At 38.7% G+C, this 19,490-nt stretch carries 13 protein-coding genes; 4 read left to right on the plus strand and 9 right to left on the minus strand.

All coding sequences use genetic code 11. The features are described from left to right. Window positions 1-787: 787 nt before the first annotated feature. A complete protein-coding gene (locus tag BP621_RS08005) occupies window positions 788-2,725 on the plus strand; it encodes a hypothetical protein (protein ID WP_292389024.1) in 1,938 nt (645 codons plus the stop codon). A 106-nt stretch (window positions 2,726-2,831) separates the two neighbouring features. After that, entirely contained in the window at window positions 2,832-4,283 is a 1,452-nt protein-coding gene (locus BP621_RS08010; protein WP_292389025.1) for a lipopolysaccharide biosynthesis protein, read from the plus strand. A 244-nt stretch (window positions 4,284-4,527) separates the two neighbouring features. Here the strand turns inward: BP621_RS08010 and BP621_RS08015 are convergent, their stop codons facing one another. The 6 genes from BP621_RS08015 to BP621_RS08040 form a co-directional block, all read right to left on the minus strand. Further along, window positions 4,528-5,535, minus strand: coding sequence for a GNAT family N-acetyltransferase (locus BP621_RS08015; protein ID WP_292389027.1), 1,008 nt, complete (start codon window positions 5,533-5,535; stop codon window positions 4,528-4,530). A gap of 74 nt (window positions 5,536-5,609) precedes the next feature. Beyond that, window positions 5,610-6,830 carry a glycosyltransferase family 4 protein gene (locus BP621_RS08020; RefSeq protein WP_394339290.1) on the minus strand — a complete coding sequence of 407 codons (1,221 nt, stop codon included), beginning with the start codon at window positions 6,828-6,830 and terminating at the stop codon, window positions 5,610-5,612. 49 nt (window positions 6,831-6,879) lie between these two features. Further along, window positions 6,880-7,833, minus strand: coding sequence for a glycosyltransferase (locus BP621_RS08025; protein ID WP_292389029.1), 954 nt, complete (start codon window positions 7,831-7,833; stop codon window positions 6,880-6,882). Further along, the gene (locus BP621_RS08030) at window positions 7,793-8,842 is read right to left on the minus strand and encodes a polysaccharide deacetylase family protein (protein ID WP_292389030.1); all 1,050 of its coding nucleotides are present in this window, start codon (window positions 8,840-8,842) and stop codon (window positions 7,793-7,795) included. Before BP621_RS08030 ends, BP621_RS08025 begins: the two co-directional genes overlap by 41 nt. Further along, window positions 8,826-9,899, minus strand: coding sequence for a DUF354 domain-containing protein (locus tag BP621_RS08035; protein ID WP_292389032.1), 1,074 nt, complete (start codon window positions 9,897-9,899; stop codon window positions 8,826-8,828). Before BP621_RS08035 ends, BP621_RS08030 begins: the two co-directional genes overlap by 17 nt. Window positions 9,900-10,368: 469 nt before the next feature. Continuing rightward, on the minus strand, window positions 10,369-10,647 hold the full coding sequence (locus BP621_RS08040) for a hypothetical protein (RefSeq protein ID WP_292389034.1): 279 nt from the start codon (window positions 10,645-10,647) through the stop codon (window positions 10,369-10,371). 233 nt (window positions 10,648-10,880) lie between these two features. On the opposite strand from BP621_RS08040, the gene BP621_RS08045 reads away from it, so the two are divergent. Beyond that, window positions 10,881-12,164: a UDP-glucose dehydrogenase family protein gene (locus tag BP621_RS08045; protein WP_292389036.1), complete on the plus strand. Its 1,284-nt coding sequence runs from the start codon at window positions 10,881-10,883 to the stop codon at window positions 12,162-12,164. 82 nt (window positions 12,165-12,246) lie between these two features. On the opposite strand, the gene galU is transcribed toward BP621_RS08045, so the two are convergent. Beyond that, window positions 12,247-13,134: a UTP--glucose-1-phosphate uridylyltransferase GalU gene (gene galU / locus BP621_RS08050; protein WP_292389038.1), complete on the minus strand. Its 888-nt coding sequence runs from the start codon at window positions 13,132-13,134 to the stop codon at window positions 12,247-12,249. Window positions 13,135-13,342: 208 nt separating this feature from the next. On the opposite strand from galU, the gene BP621_RS08055 reads away from it, so the two are divergent. Continuing rightward, window positions 13,343-14,302 carry an NAD-dependent epimerase/dehydratase family protein gene (locus BP621_RS08055; protein WP_292389039.1) on the plus strand — a complete coding sequence of 320 codons (960 nt, stop codon included), beginning with the start codon at window positions 13,343-13,345 and terminating at the stop codon, window positions 14,300-14,302. 60 nt (window positions 14,303-14,362) lie between these two features. On the opposite strand, the gene BP621_RS08060 is transcribed toward BP621_RS08055, so the two are convergent. Continuing rightward, window positions 14,363-15,832: a flippase gene (locus BP621_RS08060; protein ID WP_292389041.1), complete on the minus strand. Its 1,470-nt coding sequence runs from the start codon at window positions 15,830-15,832 to the stop codon at window positions 14,363-14,365. A gap of 701 nt (window positions 15,833-16,533) precedes the next feature. Continuing rightward, window positions 16,534-19,476: a disaggregatase related repeat-containing protein gene (locus BP621_RS08065; protein WP_292389042.1), complete on the minus strand. Its 2,943-nt coding sequence runs from the start codon at window positions 19,474-19,476 to the stop codon at window positions 16,534-16,536. Window positions 19,477-19,490: the final 14 nt, after the last annotated feature.

The following is a 19,490-nucleotide window of genomic DNA, read 5'->3' on the forward strand; positions in this document are numbered from 1 at the left end:
TTTGCGTAATTAAAACAATTCTGATTAAGAAGATGTCAGAATATGGAAAGAAACCGTACTGAAAGAGATTCTGGGGGAATAGGAGAATTGATGATAGAGTCAGTTATTATAATATTTCATTCCAACTTTATGTAATCCAAAGGATGATGTGTAAACCGGACTTGAAAGTTCCAGAGTGACTTTGGCAGAGCAAAAAATAAAGTTTTTAGTTGTAATTTGAGAGATATAAGATACCTGTGAAAAAGTTACGGGGTTTCAGTAGGGAAGAGATTGATATGACAGGCTCATCAAGATAAGTTCCTAAATGAGAAGGACAAAAGAGAGTTAACCAAATATTTAATAAAGTTGAAGATCTAAGAAGTATGATTATGGGGGATACTTTGATCAAAAAAGTGAAACAAAATAAAGAGCTGTGGGAGCTGTTTACAAAAAGAGAAGAGTACGACCCTATCCTTTTAGATAAATACGGAAAATTTTCATATTACCTGAGCAATCAAAGAAACATTTTTGAGCCTGAGATCTCGAGCTTTCTAATAAAAAAACGGTCTGAATCCCGAATATCCTGAAGGAAAAAAATTTGCTGTATGCCTGACTCATGACATCGATTCTGGGCGTCATCGGGAGCTGAAATATACAGATGTTGGAAGAAAAATATTGAAATTAAGACAGGCTGAGATGTGAAAGGATATAAAAGGAGAAGCAATCCGTAAAAAAGGTCCGGACTTACGGCAAAAAATATTTTAAGTTGAAAAATGAAGTTATAAAAATTATTATGTTGTGGGGTTGTATGGAAACTGTAAAAGGATACGCGGAGAGATTTACAACAAATCTTGATGTGATTCTCAGCGTCATAGGGTTCGGTTTAGGATTATTAATTATTTCTTTGTACTATATCATCAACCTAAACCAGAAAGACATTGGAATTGCCATTCTTTCCTCCTGTTTGATCTATTATATATTTAGAAATAAATTTAAGAGTGAGGCCGCAATCTCTTCCCGAGAAGACAGATTTAAAAGTATAATGGGCGTCTCGTTTTATTTCATTTATCTAGCATGTGTTTTTATATATAGCACGAATCTGTACTACAGGCCTATATCTTCTTTTATACTGATATGTATTCTTGCAGCCATTATTGCCTCCCAAATTCTTTACATTAGAGAGGGAGACGGAGTGACCTCTTTATTATTGCAGATATTCCTGCTATCTATTCTCATCAGAGTCGGAATTTTTTACAATTTTCCGAGTTTAATGGGCTATGATGCTTATTTCCACGCAAGCATGGCACGGGCAATTACTGATACCGGGTTTGTTGCGCCGATTGAAACGAGCAGTAAGTACTTCTACTACCCATTATTTCATATTTTTTTATCAATTGTTCAGGTAATAGGCGAAACCGATATCAAAGACGCAATATTTTATTCCATAGGCTTTGCCAGCATTTTCAGTACAATAGGCGTTTACCTTGTAGGAAAGAAACTTGAAGGTGTTCAGATGGGTTTGCTGGCGACTTTACTAATAAACTTAAATAATCATAATATCGTTGCAGGCATTACAAACATAACTCCGGGTTCTCTTGTTCTTTGCTACTTTATATTCATCATATATGCGATATTTAGCGAGAAACAGAGCTTGAGATATACAGGATTTATCCTGCTAATTACTATTCTAATGGTTCTGACTCACCAGTTGACAACTTTTGTAGTATTTCTTTCTATAGTCTCAATTTGCGCAGGCAAATATCTGCATAATTATGTATATAAGAGTCTTTCCGTGAGAACAACCAGTTTTAATTATATACTCTTTTTTGTTATTAGTTTACAAACATACTGGATGTTCACATTTGTCGACCCTAAAACCTCTTTTCTTGAAATGGTTCTCAGTCCTCTTATGGATGTACTTCAGATAGGAACAAGCTACTCAAGCGAGGAACTGATTTTGGGTCCCGCAAATAATCAGGAAACACTGGAAACACTCTTACTCCACATAAGCTACCTTGCTCTACCTTTTTTCGCAATAGGAGGGGTATTAGCGTGGTTTTCTCGCGGAAATGTCAAAAAAATCAATAAATTCTCTATTGCCTTAGTTGTTATAATTCTGTATGGTCTTGCTTATGGAATTCCTTTACTTGGGATGAGGAATTTCCTTACAAGCCGATGGTTCCCACTGATAGCAGTGTTCTTGGTACTTGTATCCGCTTCATATATGTTAAAATTAGTAAGTCTCTTTAACTCAAAAAGAGCAAAGGTTCCTGTGATGTTCACAATCATTCTGCTATTTTCGTTTGTAATGGTTACGACACCAGGTATAAATAAAGACAACCCACTTGTGGGAAAGGACACGACCGTAAGAAATCAGTTTAAAAATATTGAAATTAATGCCATTCAAACAGTAACCTTGAAGTACTCCGGAAACATCCTGATGGATTCTCCCTATGACAGTTGTCTCTTTTACAGGGACGGAGGATATGATTCCAGTAACGCAACGTATTTTAACATTCAGCATATACAGACTGGAGAGATTGACGGCAATCCTATGATTTTGTTGAGGAAGTCGACATTAAAAGAACCTGTCTCTATTAACGATCCTGAACGTTATGGAGTGAATTTTATCCAGGCATTGCCAGTAGGATTCTTCAATAGATTTGAAGCATATGACTACGCTCGGGTATATGATAACGAAGAGGTACTTGCTTACATGAAGGAAGGAAAAGCGGCTAGAAACTAAGAGCCCCAAATGGTCTCTGTTTACTAACTGAGGAACGAAAAAAGAGCCCACCTATTAGGGTTTATGTTTTAGAGTTGGAAATAGTATGTCAAACTTTATCGGTAATGTGTTAAAACTTGTATCAGGAAGTGTTGCTTCACAGATTCTGGGAATACTTCTTGTACCAATAATCACTAGAATTTACACCCCTGATGATATGGGAGTGTTTCAGCTTTTTGTGGCAGTATCAGGCATCCTGGTAATTTTCTCTACTTTTTCATACCAGTTTGCTATTATGTTACCAAAATCCGAAGAGGATTCTGCAAATATATTTTTCCTTTCCTCAATTTTAGTCACTTTTATATCCTTACTCATAGCTGTAGCAGTGATAATCTTTCCTGAGGGTATTGAGCATATTATTGAGTATATATTTCATACCAAGGGATCCTCAAAGTATCTAATCTATCTTCCTGCAATAGTATTCTTTAATGGTCTTTTTTTCGTGCAGAATTACTGGCTTTCAAGAAAACTACGTTTTGGAGTTGTTGCAGGATCCAGAGTATTAAACGCTTTATCGACCAAAGTTTTTCAGTTAATTCCTTTCTGGACCGCATCACCTTTGGGTCTAATAGCAGGTTATACTCTTGGATATGGACTTGCAGACTTGGCAATGCTTAAAGGCGTAAGAGAAGACTTAAAGGTCTTCAGTAAAGTATCAGTTAAAAAAATGAAGGAGATGGCTATTGAATATAAAAATTTTCCGTTATTTAGCTCGTGGTCTACACTTGCAAATACGATTTCGCCACAGGTGCCTACCTTCTTGCTCGCATACTTTTACAGCACAAGCGCTGTCGGATATTTTTCACTTGCGAATCAGGTAGTAAATATGCCCATGGGACTTATCGGGACAGCTATACAACAGGTTTTCTTTCAGAAAATCAGTGAAGTGAAAAATGGGAATTCGAGTGGCGATATGAAAACTATTGTAGGCGAAGTTTACAAAAAGCTAATTTTAATAGGAATATTCCCTATGATACTCCTACTAATTCTGGGAGAAGAAATATTTACGTTTGCTTTCGGAAAAAACTGGTATGTAGCAGGCACTTATGTAAAAATCCTTGTGCCGTTTATATTCCTTGTTTTCCTTGCCTTACCCATTTCAACTCTCTACAGTGTATTTGAAAAGCAAAAAGTCTGGTTTACTTACAGTACGGCTCTTTTAATCTCAAGGTTCATAGTACTTGCTATAGGGGGAATTTACGGAAAAAGTGCTGAGTTTTCCCTTTGCTTGTTTAGCCTCACAGGAGTTATATTCTCGCTATGGAATAATGCATACTTACTTAATCTTGTAGGGATTAATAAAAGGAAAAGCTTGGAAATCCTCATTAAATATACAGCAATCGGGGTAGTTATCTCAATCCCATTGATTCTGCTAGAAGCGCTTTCTGCGAGTTTTTATATCATTATGCTTGCAGCTATCATCATAACTCCTATCTATTACGGGGTAGCTCTTCGTGATGATCCTACTTTCAAGAAGATATTTTCGGCCTTTCTCGTGAATATAAAAAATAGAACCTGAAAAGGTTTAATTCCCTTTTTAGAAAAAAACCTTGAAAGCTGATTTTTTTAAGAAATCTCGTTTATAGAGAAAAGCAGAGTATCAGTCAGGAATAAACCAACGCTTTCCAGTCGTGGATCTATATACAGTTCATAAAAAAGTAGAGTATCAGTCAGGAATAAATCAAAGAAAGATTATTAGAAAAAATGAAAAAAGTAATTTTGGGGTTTTCCTGACTTTCATATTCTTAAAATTATGATTTTTGTCAGTAAGTTTCTTTGTGAGTAGTTTTATACAGGGTTTTTGCGATTGAATATTTTTTGCTCTCTAGAGTCACACTATAATAGGGAATTAACTCAGGAGAAAAGCCCATAATGAAATCCGCAAACCTGGAAATATTTGCTGCCATTACGTTCATGTACTCGAAATTTCGGGACTTCAGGTCAAGAAATTCATTATAATACAGAAGAGCATTGGGACCCAAACGGCCAAAATCTGGGTTCAGGGCTGAGGTCCAGGTTACAGTGCATTTCTTTCCATACAGATTTAAATGAGCTGCAATAGCTTCGTCCTCAGGAGTCTCTGTGACAAACATATAGCCAATATCTTTTTCCTGAATTAGCTTAAACACTCTTTCGAAGAACCCTCTGGGAAGGGGAGGGGCTAAGTTCTGTTTTTCGTAGACCATTGAGAGGAGATGGTAATATGTTTCAGGATCATTCCATATCCTTGTTTTAAGTCCTGCCTCATTTGCAGTTTTAAGTTCCCTTCGAATCTTTCTTGAAATGTTATTATCTACATCTTCGTTCAGATTCAAATAATGGGTATAGTGTACAGTGGAATCCCATCCGTACCACGTAAAAGGTCTTACGTCTTTAAAACCTGGAGCAAACGTAAGGTGAATACTATCAAATCCCTGCTTGCAGAGGAATTCCCTGAGAGGATTAAGAATGTCGTGAACTTCCTGTACCTGTTTACTCGCTTTGGAACTGGCACTCTCTTTTATAAGAGGCCCACTGTAGCTGGTCATATCACAAGTAGAATTCGCTACTGTCAAAGCTCCTTTGATATTTTTAACAAAAAGAGGACATCCTCCTACAAGCTCGTCTTTTCTGAAACAACCATAAATTCTAAGATCTTTTGACAGGACATCCCTGCAAATTCCAAGCCACTCACTTGTATGGAAGAGTGTACCAGGCTGAGCTTTTTCTACGAGCAAATCCCATTCATGATATTCAGATGGCGCTAATTCTCTAACTTCAATTTCGTCCATTTTAAGCCCCGTACAAATAAATAACTATTTTATCCTGATGAATTATAGGAAAACATAAGACTGATTTCAAGCCTTCATTTCTCGGCCTCAAATGCTGATTTGCAGACTTCGTTAACCTTTTTCGCAACGCTATACCAGCTGTAATTTTCAGTAACATAACTTAAACCTTTTGAACCCAATTTCATCCTTAAACCGGGGTCTTCAAGCAGTTTAAAAATGCCTTCTGCAAGAGCGCCCGGGTTTTCAGGAAAAACAGGAATCCCCCCTCCGGAAGCCTCGAGTACGTCGGATACACCACTGATATTGCTCGCAACTACAGGTTTTCCACAAGCCATGTACTCATATAACTTCAAAGGAGACAAGCCTATTTTTGCGTTTCTGGCAAATATAAAAGGAGCGGTACAGATATCGCTGGCATTAACGTAGAGAGGCACGCGGTCGTAGGCAATCACACCAGTAAAAGTGAACCTGTCCTCAACTCCGAGTTCCCGAGAGAGCTTCATAAGATCGTTTTTCATGGCTCCATCTCCGACAATCAAGAAGTGACATTCCGGAGACTTGGAAAGTATATATGGAGCTGCCTTTAATAGATACTCGACTCCCTGCCAGGGAGCAAGATTGCCCACAAAGCATATAAAAGTAATTTTAAGGTCCAGACCAAGTTCTCTTCTGCAGGTTTCCTGTTCTAGCGGCCGGAACAGGAAAGTGTTTGCCCCATTGGAAACCACGACTATTTTTTCTCCAGGGATGTTATAACTCTTCTCAAGATTTGCTTTTATCCCGGGAGTCACAGCAATGATTCTGTCCGAAAACCCGAGAGCTTTCTTGAGAATAAACAGTTTTAACCTTGCATGTGCAGAAAAATATTGGTTTGAGAACTTACTTCTTATTTCGGACTGTAAAAATTTATTTTCTTCAGATTTTTCCCTGAAGAGGTTCTTTTCGTCTTCAGGAATTCCATTTAATTCATAAACAACTATTTTACATCTGCTTTTACAGAATAGTCCAGCAAGAAAACCAAAATTTGGATTGCGAGTATATAACACGTCAAAAGTCTCGGAACCCAGAAGGCGTATAGAACTTTTAAAATAGTTTACAGTAAGTGAAAGGAAGTTCCCAGGAGGAACATAATGGCTGTGAACATTGGTCATATTTGAAATCGAAGTCTTACCAACAGTAAAAATATGGATCTCATTGTCAAGTCTCGCAAGATTGCTAACAAGTTCGTACCTGTGGATAAGCGAGCCATCAGCAAGAGAAAGAGGTCTTACCATATCCAGAAAAAGCATCTTCAAATTATCACCTGTAAGTGAACTGCTCTTTCTAGACGTTTGCCGATATTCACTACTCTCTCTCCTTTATATTTCTCGAATTCCGACTAGAATTTTTTGACATTCTGGATAACAGTCCTCCAAATCCCTGGTTTCTATAGTAAGTCCTTACTTCGGGATCCTGGATTTTCTTCTCCCTTCTAATTGCCGCGCCAAAATACCCCCAGCAGTAGGCAATGCCTGTATAGTAGGGAGACTTCACGGAAAAATAAAGTACGTTTAGAAGGGCCATGAAAGAGTTTTTGCCAAGGTAATAAGCCATCCAACCGTTTTTGAGATATCCACTCCAGAGCCCGTTAGCTGCACTCGTTTTACGCTTCTGGATCTGAACCACATCAGCATACTGCATTAGCCGCCAGCCTTGCAAAAGAGCCTTGATGTTAGAAATTGAATCTGGAGACGGTTCAACCAGATAACCACCAGTCTCGAGGAAGCACTCTTTCTTCCAGATCCTTCCTGTGCCTCGAGGAAGGTTTTTTGCAGTTACTTCCAAGGAAAGTTTTCCGTCAGTATCATAATATATTCCCCCACTTACAATTCCGAGAGAATTATCCTTTTTAAACTCAGCCAGAAGTTTTCCAAAATAATTTTCTTCAAGTACCGTATCAGCATCAAGAAGGCCTATATACTCGAATTCGATATTATTTTTCCTACAATACTCAAGCGCATAGTCAAAGCCCTGCTTGCAGACATAACTGTAGTGAAAAGTAATATCTCTTGGCCTTGGAGGCAATCTTATGCTCTGGATCCAAGAGCAGTTTGACTGCAGGTCTTCGAGAATACGGGGTGTTCCATCTGTACTTCCGTCATCGACTATAATCCATAACTCAGGTTTTAATTCCTGTTCTATCACAGCCTTCGAAACGTCGGGCAGATTTTGTTCTTCATTCTTTGCCGGGGTAACCAGCAGATACTTTCCGTTGAAGTCAGTTTCTATCTGCCCACCACCTGTAAATTTCTTCCCCACTTGTCATCCAGGCGTCTTTCTCGGAGCAGTACTGAAGCACCTTCTCATACAGTCTCACCCAATCTTTTCGAAAATTGCAGCCGAATACAAAATTGTGCCATAGCAGGGTAATAACACCGTTGAGGCTTGCTGTAGTATCAATAAGATTTTTTGTGCGTTCCCAGGCTTCCTCAAAAGAGTTTGAAGTTTTAAAAAGAGCAACGTCCATAACGATAAGTGGAACTTCGAGGATATCAATTTCTTTTCCTGTGTTAAGGTTATATGGCCTGAAAGGATGGCACATTCCATTCCTGAAGCCAACTGAGTATCTGTGCCCGAAAGTAGAATCATAGCTGAAACCCACATCTGCAAGTATTTCCCAAGAGTCTGGAGTTTTGAACCTGAGGTAATGATTGCGAAAACCTATGATTTTTTTACCGAGAATTGCTTCAAGCCTTTCTTTTTCTTTTTTTATTTTTTCTGGATTGTCATATGAATAGTAACCTCCGTGAAGACCAACTTCCCATCCTCTATCTGAAACTTCCCCCAAATGATGTTCTATGTCCTCTATATCATACCTGAATCGTATTGGATCGGCTTCTGCAGTAATGAAGTAAAAGGAGGACTTTGCTTCAAAACTGGCTTCAATATCTATAATTTTAGAAAAATTAAGGTAAGGGGAGTAGTCTATTCCCCTCAATTTCCACAGTAACTGAGCTACAGAATCCTTGAAATTTAACTGCTTAAGGCTGTAGGCTGCTGACAACAAGCTATGGGAAACAGTTGGGTAAATATCGTCTACGTCATGAGTCAAACAAACAGCAAATGATTTATTTTCAGGAAATTCGACCTGCATCCCGTTTTCCATAAGGTATCTGGAGACCTCAGGCTCAGAGGCATTTTGGAGATCTTTTTTAGAGAAAAGAAAACGCTGGTGCTCATCCAGCTTTTCGGGATAATATTCTTCTTTTCGAGTGAAAAGATCCCATATATCCTGGTTTTTCATCAGTAATTCATGCATAAGACTCATCCGAAACCGAAGATAAAGAATATTTAGATTTTTTTTCAGGAAGGCTTTCTATGAGTTTGACCATGAACTCGGTAACATTGATTTTATCCCTGAGAAGAGCAGCCCTTTTCAGACCCCAGGTTTTCTTGAGTTCCGAATCTTTGAGAAGTTCTATAGTTTTTGTGAGGGCAGATTGCGAATCACTATAATTAAAAAGCAAACCGTATTTCTTCTCAAGTTCAGAAAAGTTCCCCATAGTTCCCGCAAGAGTGGAAATATAGATTGCTGGAGTTCCCAGGATTGCACTCTCAACAGCCATCGTTGCTCCTTCACCCACATATAGAGTGGCATAATAGAGCAAATGGTGAATTTTTTCTGGGGAGACCCAGATTCGATACTTTTCAAATTCTTTTTCAAGAGGCCCCTCTGAAGTTATGAATACTTTTCCGAATTTTTCGGCTTCCTGAATAAGTGCTACTTTATTTTTAATTCCATGTTGGCCGAAATCATGATGAGCACCCCATGAAACAAAGCGAAGGATTGTAAAAGGCTCCCCCTCCTCTACCCCGAGGTCTTTCAGGATCTCAGGACGGGGAGTAAAATAAGATGGGTGAAGATAAGCCAGTTCATGATATCCACTATACCTTATCTGTTTTCGTCCTTCGTTTTTTAGATAGCATGAAGGAGTACAGATTATGTCACAGAAGGGATAGGTTAACTTCTGGGCCAGTACCGCGTGTTCCGTGTCGTTAAAAATTATGGATTTTTTCCGCTGTATCCAAGCTACCTGAGCTATAACTGGAGAAAGAACACCTATAAAAAGGTCAGGATCAAATTTCTGGGTAATTTTAAAAGTTTTAAATTCTCTTATGAACCATTCTTCAAGCAAATTAATCTTTCCTGGTTTTACTTTACTCAAAACCGTATGTGGAATTCCGTAGGCGTTCAAGAGCTCTATTACTACATCCTTGTCTCGCGAGACTACCATTACTTGATGCCCTTTTTTCTCAAGACTCCATATAGTGTTTTTAAAAAAATGAACATGGGCTGGATGCCCTATATCGACAAGAACTCTCAACTTTTCACTCCCCAATTAATATTTCCTACGACTATAATACACCGAAAGAAAGTCTGTCTGTTCGAGTAGTCTTTCGAGATTTCCTGATTTTCACTCAACCCCGATTTCAAACTGTTCTGTCAGATAGACCTCTCCCACCTCACTCTACATTAAAATTAATAACTATCCTTCTCCAGCGGCTGGAGGTCCCCCTTAATAGTACCGTTATAAAATTTAATTTTTTAACTCAGTTAGAGCCATTAACAGACAATATTATGATTAGAAGATAAATGGCTCAAAGATAAATAATTATGGAAACAAAACTACTGAACTAAGATAATTAAAATTTTCAGTGTTGAGAAATATAGACATTATATCCTCAAAAATAGGAAAATAAACGTTATAAAGCTTTTTCTAGTTTGACAGGAAAATAGACTTACTGGGAGAAAAAAGAAACACTGGATAAATAAATTTATTGATAATAGGGAGATTACTTAGTAAAAATTATTTTGAAGCCTGCGACGAGGAAACTAGCAATAAAGCATATTACAAGAGGATAAATTCCCATATCCATCGAATCCACAGAAAACTCATCTTCTTCTCTGGAAGCCAGCAACATTTCCTTCATACCCACAAGAGCAATTAGTCCCAAGACCGTTATCCGATAATATACAGGGATTCCAAAATCCGTCGAGAGAAAGCAGATGCCTAAATCTGGAAGAGAATTTCCCACTGCAAACTCTGCACTCAGGCCAAGTATTGAAAACAATATAAAATCCCCCAAAACTTATGTAAAGGAATTATCAAAACATGTGTTAAATCCTAACTATACAAGGTATAAGCCTTTAAACTATATAAACTTATGAAGAATTATTGGAAACTTAGTGCAGAAAGCCGTATAGATTGGCGGTTTCTATAGTAGACCTAGAAGGAGGTCCTATCAAAAAATAAATAAGAATTGGAATTGATTACTCTCCAATTCTCAGTAAAGAGGTTCAATTTATGAAAATTTCCGTTATAGGGTCAGGATATGTGGGCTCGGTCACAGCCGCATGTTTTGCAGAAGTCGGGCATGAAGTAGTCTGCGTAGATATCGACAAAAAAAAGATGGATCAAATAAATGCAGGCATTCCCCCGATATACGAAGAGGGACTTGGAGAGCTTTTGCAAAAACATGCCGGAAAAAGTCTCACTGCAACCAATGACTATGAATCTGCGATCAGGAATACGGACATTTCTTTTATCTGTGTAGGAACTCCTTCCGCACAGGACGGAAGTATAGACCTTTCAATTGTTCGTGCGGCGACAGCAAGTATAGGAGCAACACTGGCAAAGAAAGAGGGATACCATGTAGTGGTTGTTAAAAGTACAGTTGTGCCTGAGACGACTGAAAAATTTGTCCTTCCCATCCTTGAAGAAACTTCAGGAAAGATAGCCGGAAAAGACTTTGGAGTTGCAATGAACCCCGAGTTCCTCAGAGAAGGAAAAGCCGTCTACGACTTTATGCATCCTGATAAAATAGTTGTTGGAGCAATTGACCAAAAATCCGGAAATCTTGTCTCGGAACTTTACCGGACCTTTAAATGTGAGGTCACCCACACGAATCTATCAACAGCCGAAATGATCAAATATGCAAATAACTCCCTTCTGGCAACCAAAATATCTTTTGCTAATGAGATTGGCAATATTTGCAAAAAGTTAAACGTTGATACCTACGAGGTTATGGAAGCGGTAGGTAAGGATTCCAGGGTATCCCCGAGGTTTTTGAATTCAGGAGCAGGATTTGGAGGTTCCTGTTTCCCAAAAGATGTGAAAGCGCTTATAAGAAAAGCAAAAGAAATAGGATATTCTCCAGCACTTCTGGAATCCGTAATTGGAGTAAACGAAAAACAGCCAATTCTGATGACCGAAATACTCCAGAAGAAAATAGGAAGCCTTGCAGGCAAAAAGATTGCAGTCCTTGGGCTTGCTTTTAAGAACGATACAGATGATATAAGGGAGTCCAGAGCTATCCCTGTCATTGCTGAACTTCTAAGACTAGGAGCAGAGGTTTCGGCTTATGACCCAATGGCAACCGAGAATATGAAGCGAATCTTTCCAACAATTGAATACTCTGGGAAAGCTAAGGATGCTCTTGAAGGTGCTGATGCCTGCCTCGTAATGACAGAATGGGATGAATTCAAGCAACTTGACTCTGAATTTAAAGTCATGAAAGAAAAGATAGTAATTGATGGAAGGAGGGTAATTAAAGCGAAAAACGTAGATTGTGAAGGGCTCTGCTGGTAAAAACCGGCAGAAATTATTTCCCTTTTTACATAAGTTTAATAGTTTAATTTTTCTGGTTTCTAACTGCTTTATTTATGGGATCTTATTTGTCTGAAGGTTCCTTTACAGTTGCTATAATTTCTCTTAGGTATTCAAGTACGTCTTCTCTAAGGTTTTCGTTTTCAAGGGCAAAATCCACTATTGATTTTACGTACCCTAACCTGTCGCCGGTATCGAATCTTTTTCCTTTGAACCTGCATGCGTAGATCATCTGCGACCTGTTAAGGACCCGAATCCCATCAGTCAGCTGGATTTCGTTTCCTACCCCTGTCCCGGCTTCTTTTATACAGTCAAAGATTTCAGGAGTAAAAACATAGCGGCCTATTGCTCCCAGATTGGAGGGAGCATTTTCAGGGGACGGCTTTTCGACAATATCCTCAAGTACATAGAGGGAATTATTAAGAGGCTTTCCCTTTATAATTCCATAGCTGCTTAATTTTTCATGAGGAACTTCTTCCACTGCGAGCGTGGACCTCCCATATTTCTCAAAATTATCTATGAGCTGAGCAGTGCAGGGCTTGTCATTTACAATAATATCGTCTCCGAGAAGCACGGCGAAAGGTTCGTCTCCAATATGGTTTTCTGCCCTGAGGACTGCATCCCCGAGCCCGTTTGGCTCTTTCTGGCGGATATAGTGAATATCCACAAGGGAAGAAACGTCCCTGACAAGCTTAAGAAGTTCAGTATTATGCTTTTTAGCAAGGTGCATCTCGAGTTCAGGAGAATCGTCGAAATAGTCTTCAATTGCCCTTTTACCCCTGCCTGTGATAATGATAATATCCTCAATTCCCGAGGCAATAGCTTCCTCTACAACATACTGGATCACAGGCGTGTCAATAATAGGAAGCATTTCTTTAGGCATCGACTTGGTAGCAGGCAGGAAACGGGTTCCAAGGCCTGCTGCAGGAATAAGTGCTTTTTTAACGGTCAAGATAAACTCTCCGGTGAAAGGAATTCTGTGAAAAGGTTATTCATATAGTTGAGTTAAAAATACTTCTTAACCGGAACATCTTTAATTTCCCTGGTTATTTACTCATCCCACATATAGGAAATGAAATAAAAGTATTTTCTGATTATTTTAAGACATTATAAAGTATTAATCTAAAGATTGTTTGGAAAGATTGTTTGGAGAATTTTCCATGGCTGCAAAGAATAAAATACTTGTGACAGGAGGAGCCGGTTTTATAGGGAGCCACCTTGTAGATCACTTTATAGAAAAAGGAAGCAGAGTTACTGTTTTTGATAACCTGAGTTCAGGAAAAATGAAATTTATAGAAAATCATCTTGAAAACCCGAAATTTACCCTAATAAAAGGAGACCTTCTTGACCAAGATGCGATAGAGAAAGCCTGTAAAGGTATTGACTTTGTTTGTCACGTGGCCGCAAATCCTGATGTCAGGCTCGGAGCCTCGGATACAAGAGTCCATCTAGATCAGAATATTATGGCGACCTATAATCTTCTGGAAGCAATGAGGAAAAATAATACTAAAAAAATTGCGTTTACTTCCACCTCGACAGTTTATGGGGAAGCGAGCATTATGCCTACTCCAGAAGATTACGGCCCTCTTATTCCTATATCTCTTTACGGTGCCTCTAAACTGGCCTGTGAAGCCTTTATTACTTCATATTCTCATACCTTTGATATGCAGACCTGGATATTTCGCTTCGCAAATATCGTTGGCCCACGCAGTACACATGGAATTACGATCGATTTTATAAAAAAGCTGCGGAAAAACGCTAATCTTCTGGAAATCCTGGGCGACGGCAAGCAGGAAAAATCCTACCTGCATGTGTCGGAGTGCGTTGATGCGATATTGTTTTTAATTGAGAACAGTGGAGAAAAAGTAAATATTTTTAATATTGGCTCCGAGGACACCATCAGTGCTACAGAAATAGGAAAGGCTGTCACAGAAGAGATGGGGCTTTCTAATGTCGAATTTACCTATACCGGAGGGAACAGGGGCTGGAAAGGCGATGTGCCAAGGATGAGATTAGGGATTGAAAAAATGAAAAGTTTGAGCTGGAAACCAGTCTATACATCGGAGAGAAGTATTAGGGAAACGGTGAGGGCACTACTTGGGGAAAAGTTAGTAGAATAACTTTTATTCCAGTTTTTCCTAAACAATATTTTATTGGCCAGTATAAAAATAAATGTAAGATTACTGTTTGACTTCGCCTTTGACTTTGAATAAGTACTTTCGTATTAAAGAAAGTTCGTGGTCGCTGAATCCACCTACCATAAACATCATAACCACATAGATAAGTACACCCATACCTGCAATCTCAAAAAGCTCAAAGATACTTGAAATAGCAAAGTGAGAAACAAACAGATACATCCCAAAAGAGGAGAGGATGCTTTTTGCAATGTCATAATAATAATAGTCAAACACAAAATGCTTTCTAGATACGTAGATACAGAGTACAATCATTAAAAAATAAGAGATCAAGGTTGATAGTGCTGCTCCTATAAATCCAATAGAAGGTATGAGCAAAAGATTGAGTAGTACGTTCGAAACTGCAGCAATGATATTGATGTAAGTCGTAGATTTCGTTTCTTTTACAAGAAACATTATATTGACAAAAATTTGAAAAACCCCTGCTAAAAGGCCCGAAAATGCAACAATCGGGATTACAAGCCAACCTGAAAGGAAGTCTTGAGTCGTAAAAATTCCAAGAAGAGGTTTTGCAAGAGCAGAAAGGCCAAAAACAGCTGGAACGGTAATAAGAAGGAAATATCTCAATGAACTCGATAAGTAGATTTTTACCTGATCAAGTTTATTTTCATCAAATAACTTTGAAAGTTCAGGGAGAAGAATAACCTGAAGAGGAGTTACAAGAAGCTGGATAAGAGTTCCTATGGAATAAGCTGCTGAATATACACCCGCGCTCCCAAGACCCAGAAAATAATTTACTAAAAATCTGTCACTTGATTCTGTGATCCATCTCACAAGAGAACTTGGAGTTAAAGGAAGAGAAAATTGCAGGTACTCCTTTATGTGAGTAAATCTAGGAATAATAAATCCTATCTGCGATACCATTATCACAAGGGAAATTAACACAATGGAACCTTGTACAAGTATGGTTGCACCTATGATGCCTAAAAGCCCATATCCCACTTTGACAAGGATTAGAATAAAAAATAGCTTTCCAAACGTTTCGAAAAGAGTAAAGTAAGAGTATTTTTTAATCTGCCTGAAGACTCTGAAATAAAAAAGAGATATTGATTCAACTACACTCAAGAGAATCAAGGCGGAACCTGCTTGGATAAAATAAGTTGCTTTAGGGTCCTTAAAAACAAAGGTCGCGAGAGGTTCTGCAAACATATAGACCAATAAAGAGGCCAGAAAGCCGGAGATCGTCACAAAGGACAGAATAGAATATACGGCTTCTCTTATCGTTTTTTGATCAGTTTCGGCAGACAAAAACCTGACAAAGCCCGCGGAAAGACCCATAAGTGCAAGGGAAGATATTAGAGATACAATAATATTGATCTGCGCCCAAAGTCCGTAATCATATGTTCCAAGGGTTTTTGTGATTATCGGAAGTAGGAAAAAAGTGCCCAGGCTCGTAAGTATCTGAACTGTCCCGATAAGACCAACGTCCTTTACAAACTTTCGATATGACACCATATCACCTAAAAAGACTCTATTTTTAACTACCTGGATTATGAATTCACGAAGATAACCTACTAGAATTTATCTCGCAACTTAATCCACTCACTATCCAAAACCTGATATTTAAATCCTTTTGAACGCTGATCATCTTGCTCAAATTTCAACCTCTCAGTAGAGGTTCTATTTATACCTATATTATAATAAGTTTCATTCATATAAAGTATCTTTAATTTTGAATTCAAAAGTTTCAATATATCATACTTATATTCAGTGTTAACTTTAAATTTATTTAGACATATTTTTTTCAACAACAACCAAACTCCAACTACCCTCAATAAGAGATTTCTACAAGAGATAAAAGCCTTTGCGTTGAGATAAATTTTGGTAGAAGTCCAGTGCGCGTTTGGATAAGACTTTCTGAAAAGCAGATAGAAGATGTAGAAAGAAATAAGAATGTAGACGCCGTAAGTTCTGGCCTATTAATTTTGACCTGATAATAAAACTTTTAAAAAGAAGAATAAGTTTGGGAGCAAAAATAAATTAATCCCGATTAGTAGGTCTAAAAACCACACTAGTTCGCTTAAAAAGATTCCTTCTGGAAAATCTTAAAAATTCGTGTTTTTTGCACATTAAAATAAAAAAGTTCCGAAACATCCGACAACAGAAGTTTATTCTTGGGTTGGAAGTGATGGAAATCTTCGTTGAGAATATAAACCTTACTTGTACACTAGATTCAGTTTTGGTACCTGACTCTTGTTTTCGCAGTCAGCACTGTAGAAGGCAATATAGTTATCACTTTCATTGCGGGCTTTTATTAGAAAACCCGTGTTTGCAGATTTGCCGCTGACGTACTCTTTTACGAGGTCAGTTACATTAAGCTCATAGTACCTGTTATCTGGCAAGCTACTGGCTTTCAGGATTAGCGTAGCATATGGAGTACTGCCCAAGAGGACACCATTTCTATCATACCAATCTCCTCCAGCATTGTTCCACGCAACATCCTTATTCTTTTTATTCCAGCTCACATAGTCAGGATTCCAGGCAACAGGCCTGTAAACCTCGATAACAGTATCATTTGGTCGTGAATTGGAAGGATGATACCAGAAAAGGGAAAGAGTTGCACTGTTTACTTCTATGGCGCTGGGATATTCACTTAAATTAAATAATATAACATCCCTGTACCTTCCAACACTACCCAGTCCTCCTACATCGATATATGATGTATCGGAAAAGACGTCCTCGGGTGAGGTTTCACGCAGGCGGTTGTCTTTTGCGCCAATAATAGTTGCGTTTGTAGCTACCCTTTTCGTAATATTAAGCTTTGGTGCCTGGCTCGTGTTTCCACAGTCAGCACTGTAAAAAGCGATATAGTTATCACTTTCATTGCGGGCTTTTATCAGGAAACCCATGTTTGCAGATTTGCCGCTGACGTACTCTTTTACGAGGTCAGTTACATTAAGCTCATAGTACCTGTTATCTGGCAAGCTACTGGATTTCAGGGTTAGTGTAGCATATGGAGTACTGCCCAAAAGGATACCATTTTTATCATACCAATCTCCTCCAGCGTTGTTCCACGCAATATCCTTATTCTTTTTATTCCAGCTCACATAGTCAGGATTCCAAGCAACAGGCTTGTAAACCTCGATAATAGTATCATTTGGTCGTGAATTGGAAGGATAATACCAGAAAAGGGAAAGAGTTGCGCTACTGATTTCAGTATTATTGGTGTATTCGCTTACGTTAAACCATATAAGGTCTCTGTATTTGCCAACACCGCTCATTCCTCCGACGTCGAGAAATGGTTTATCAGAAAAGATATCTTCAGGAGAAGCTTCACGCATTCGGTTGTCATACATCTCGCCAGAGAAATTCAAAGGAATTTCTTTAACGACACTTATTTTTGCAACCCCCGAATCGTTGAGCTTACCATCGCTAACTTTAAAATATATTGCATATAGCCCCTCCTGTCCGTCTGAAGGCGTCCAGCTAAAAAGCCTTGACTTTCCATCAAAACTTGCACCTACAGGAAGAACTGAAGCTGAGTATGTAAGGTTATCTCCATCCGCATCAGAAGCTTTCACTATAAAGCTCAAATTATCTCCAATCTTAACTGTAGTCTCGGGGATAGAGTCCAGTACAGGAGCGTGATTATCTCTTGAAAGAGACGCATATATAGTGTTTCCATATCTTCCTATGTTGATCCTGTTTCCATTATCTTCAGGCTCGTTAGAATAGTTAGAGAATGGATAACCAGCATCAATACAGGGAGAATGCACTTTGTCCTTAACCCAGGTTTTTTCGTCCCAGCGGCCTGAAACCGACTGAAGATGATAGTCATGCTTTTCCGAGTCTGCAAAAAGAGGGTTTACATAGATATCAGTTGTCGATGTGCAGTTTTTATAGTCACCTGCTGAGTTATTGTAAAGGCAGTTATTTTCCAGCACAAAGGAATGTGTTTCAGGCAGATAATTTATAATTCCATACCCTGTCCCACTAGGATCCTTTGTACGTTTCTGGGCGTTTACAATTATGTTGTTTCGAACAATTGTTGTGAATCCGTCACCTTCTGGTACATAGGTTGGCGAATAACTATTGATATACATATTGGCAATTGCAGTGTGATATATTCCGTCAAAGATATTGTTTTCAATGACAGTATCTTCGAATCCGCCTGCTATGATGCCACCTACCCAGGTAACGCTAGGATTAGTGCCCGTGTCATAGAAAGTATTGTGATGGATATAGACATTTTTTGCCTGGTCTTTGGTAGCAGAAGAGCTATCATAGTTGAAAAGCCAGATTCCAGGACAATAGGTATTATGGATAGTATTATTGTAGATCTCTACATCGTCCATAATACCTGCAGATTTTTCGACCTGAATGCCTGGCCCGCCTGCACTCCAGTGGTAGAAAGAATCTATTACGTTATCATGGAATTTTACATGGTTTGAGTTCCAGATTCTAAGACCGCTGTTAGTCCTGCAGGTTATTGTATTGTTCCAGGCCTCTACGTTCTGGCACTGAATTGCAAACAGACCGTCGTGTCCGAGCTTGTAGATAGTATTGTTGTAAAATTGGACGTTCTCGCCATATTTTATCCTCAGCCCGTCTCCGTGTCCGTCGTGCATGTACATATCGCATACGGTTACATTCTTGCAGTAAAGGAAGTAAATCACATTATAGTATCCTTTACCCTTAGCGAACTCGGTGTTACCGTCATGGTTCACATTAACCTCGAATCCTCTTATTACAATGTTGTTATTTCCGAAATTGCTCATCTGCTGGATCAGTGGTTTCATTGGAACCCAGCCTGCGTGATCAACCAGTTTGATCACAGCAGTCGAATCCCCTTCAAGAATAGTATTGCTGCCGATTAGAAGAGTATCATCAATAACATACGTAAAAGGACCTTTGAGGTGGACAGTGGTATATTCAGAGTTATCTGCTACAAACTTAAGGGCCTGATTTATCTGTATATGATCATCTTTTCCATCACAGTTAAAATCCCCACTACCGTCCCCTGCAACATAAACAGTTGGTGAAGGACTTCGGCATGAAGCGGTAGGAATGCTTACAAGAATAAGGCAACCTACCAAGAGAAGTAATCCTAATTCTCCTTTACTTGTCGAGATTACCTGAGCTTGATCACAACATCGCATATTGCTACTTTTCT

The organism is Methanosarcina sp. UBA5 (assembly GCF_002505485.1).
Classification (GTDB): Archaea; Halobacteriota; Methanosarcinia; order Methanosarcinales; family Methanosarcinaceae; genus Methanosarcina.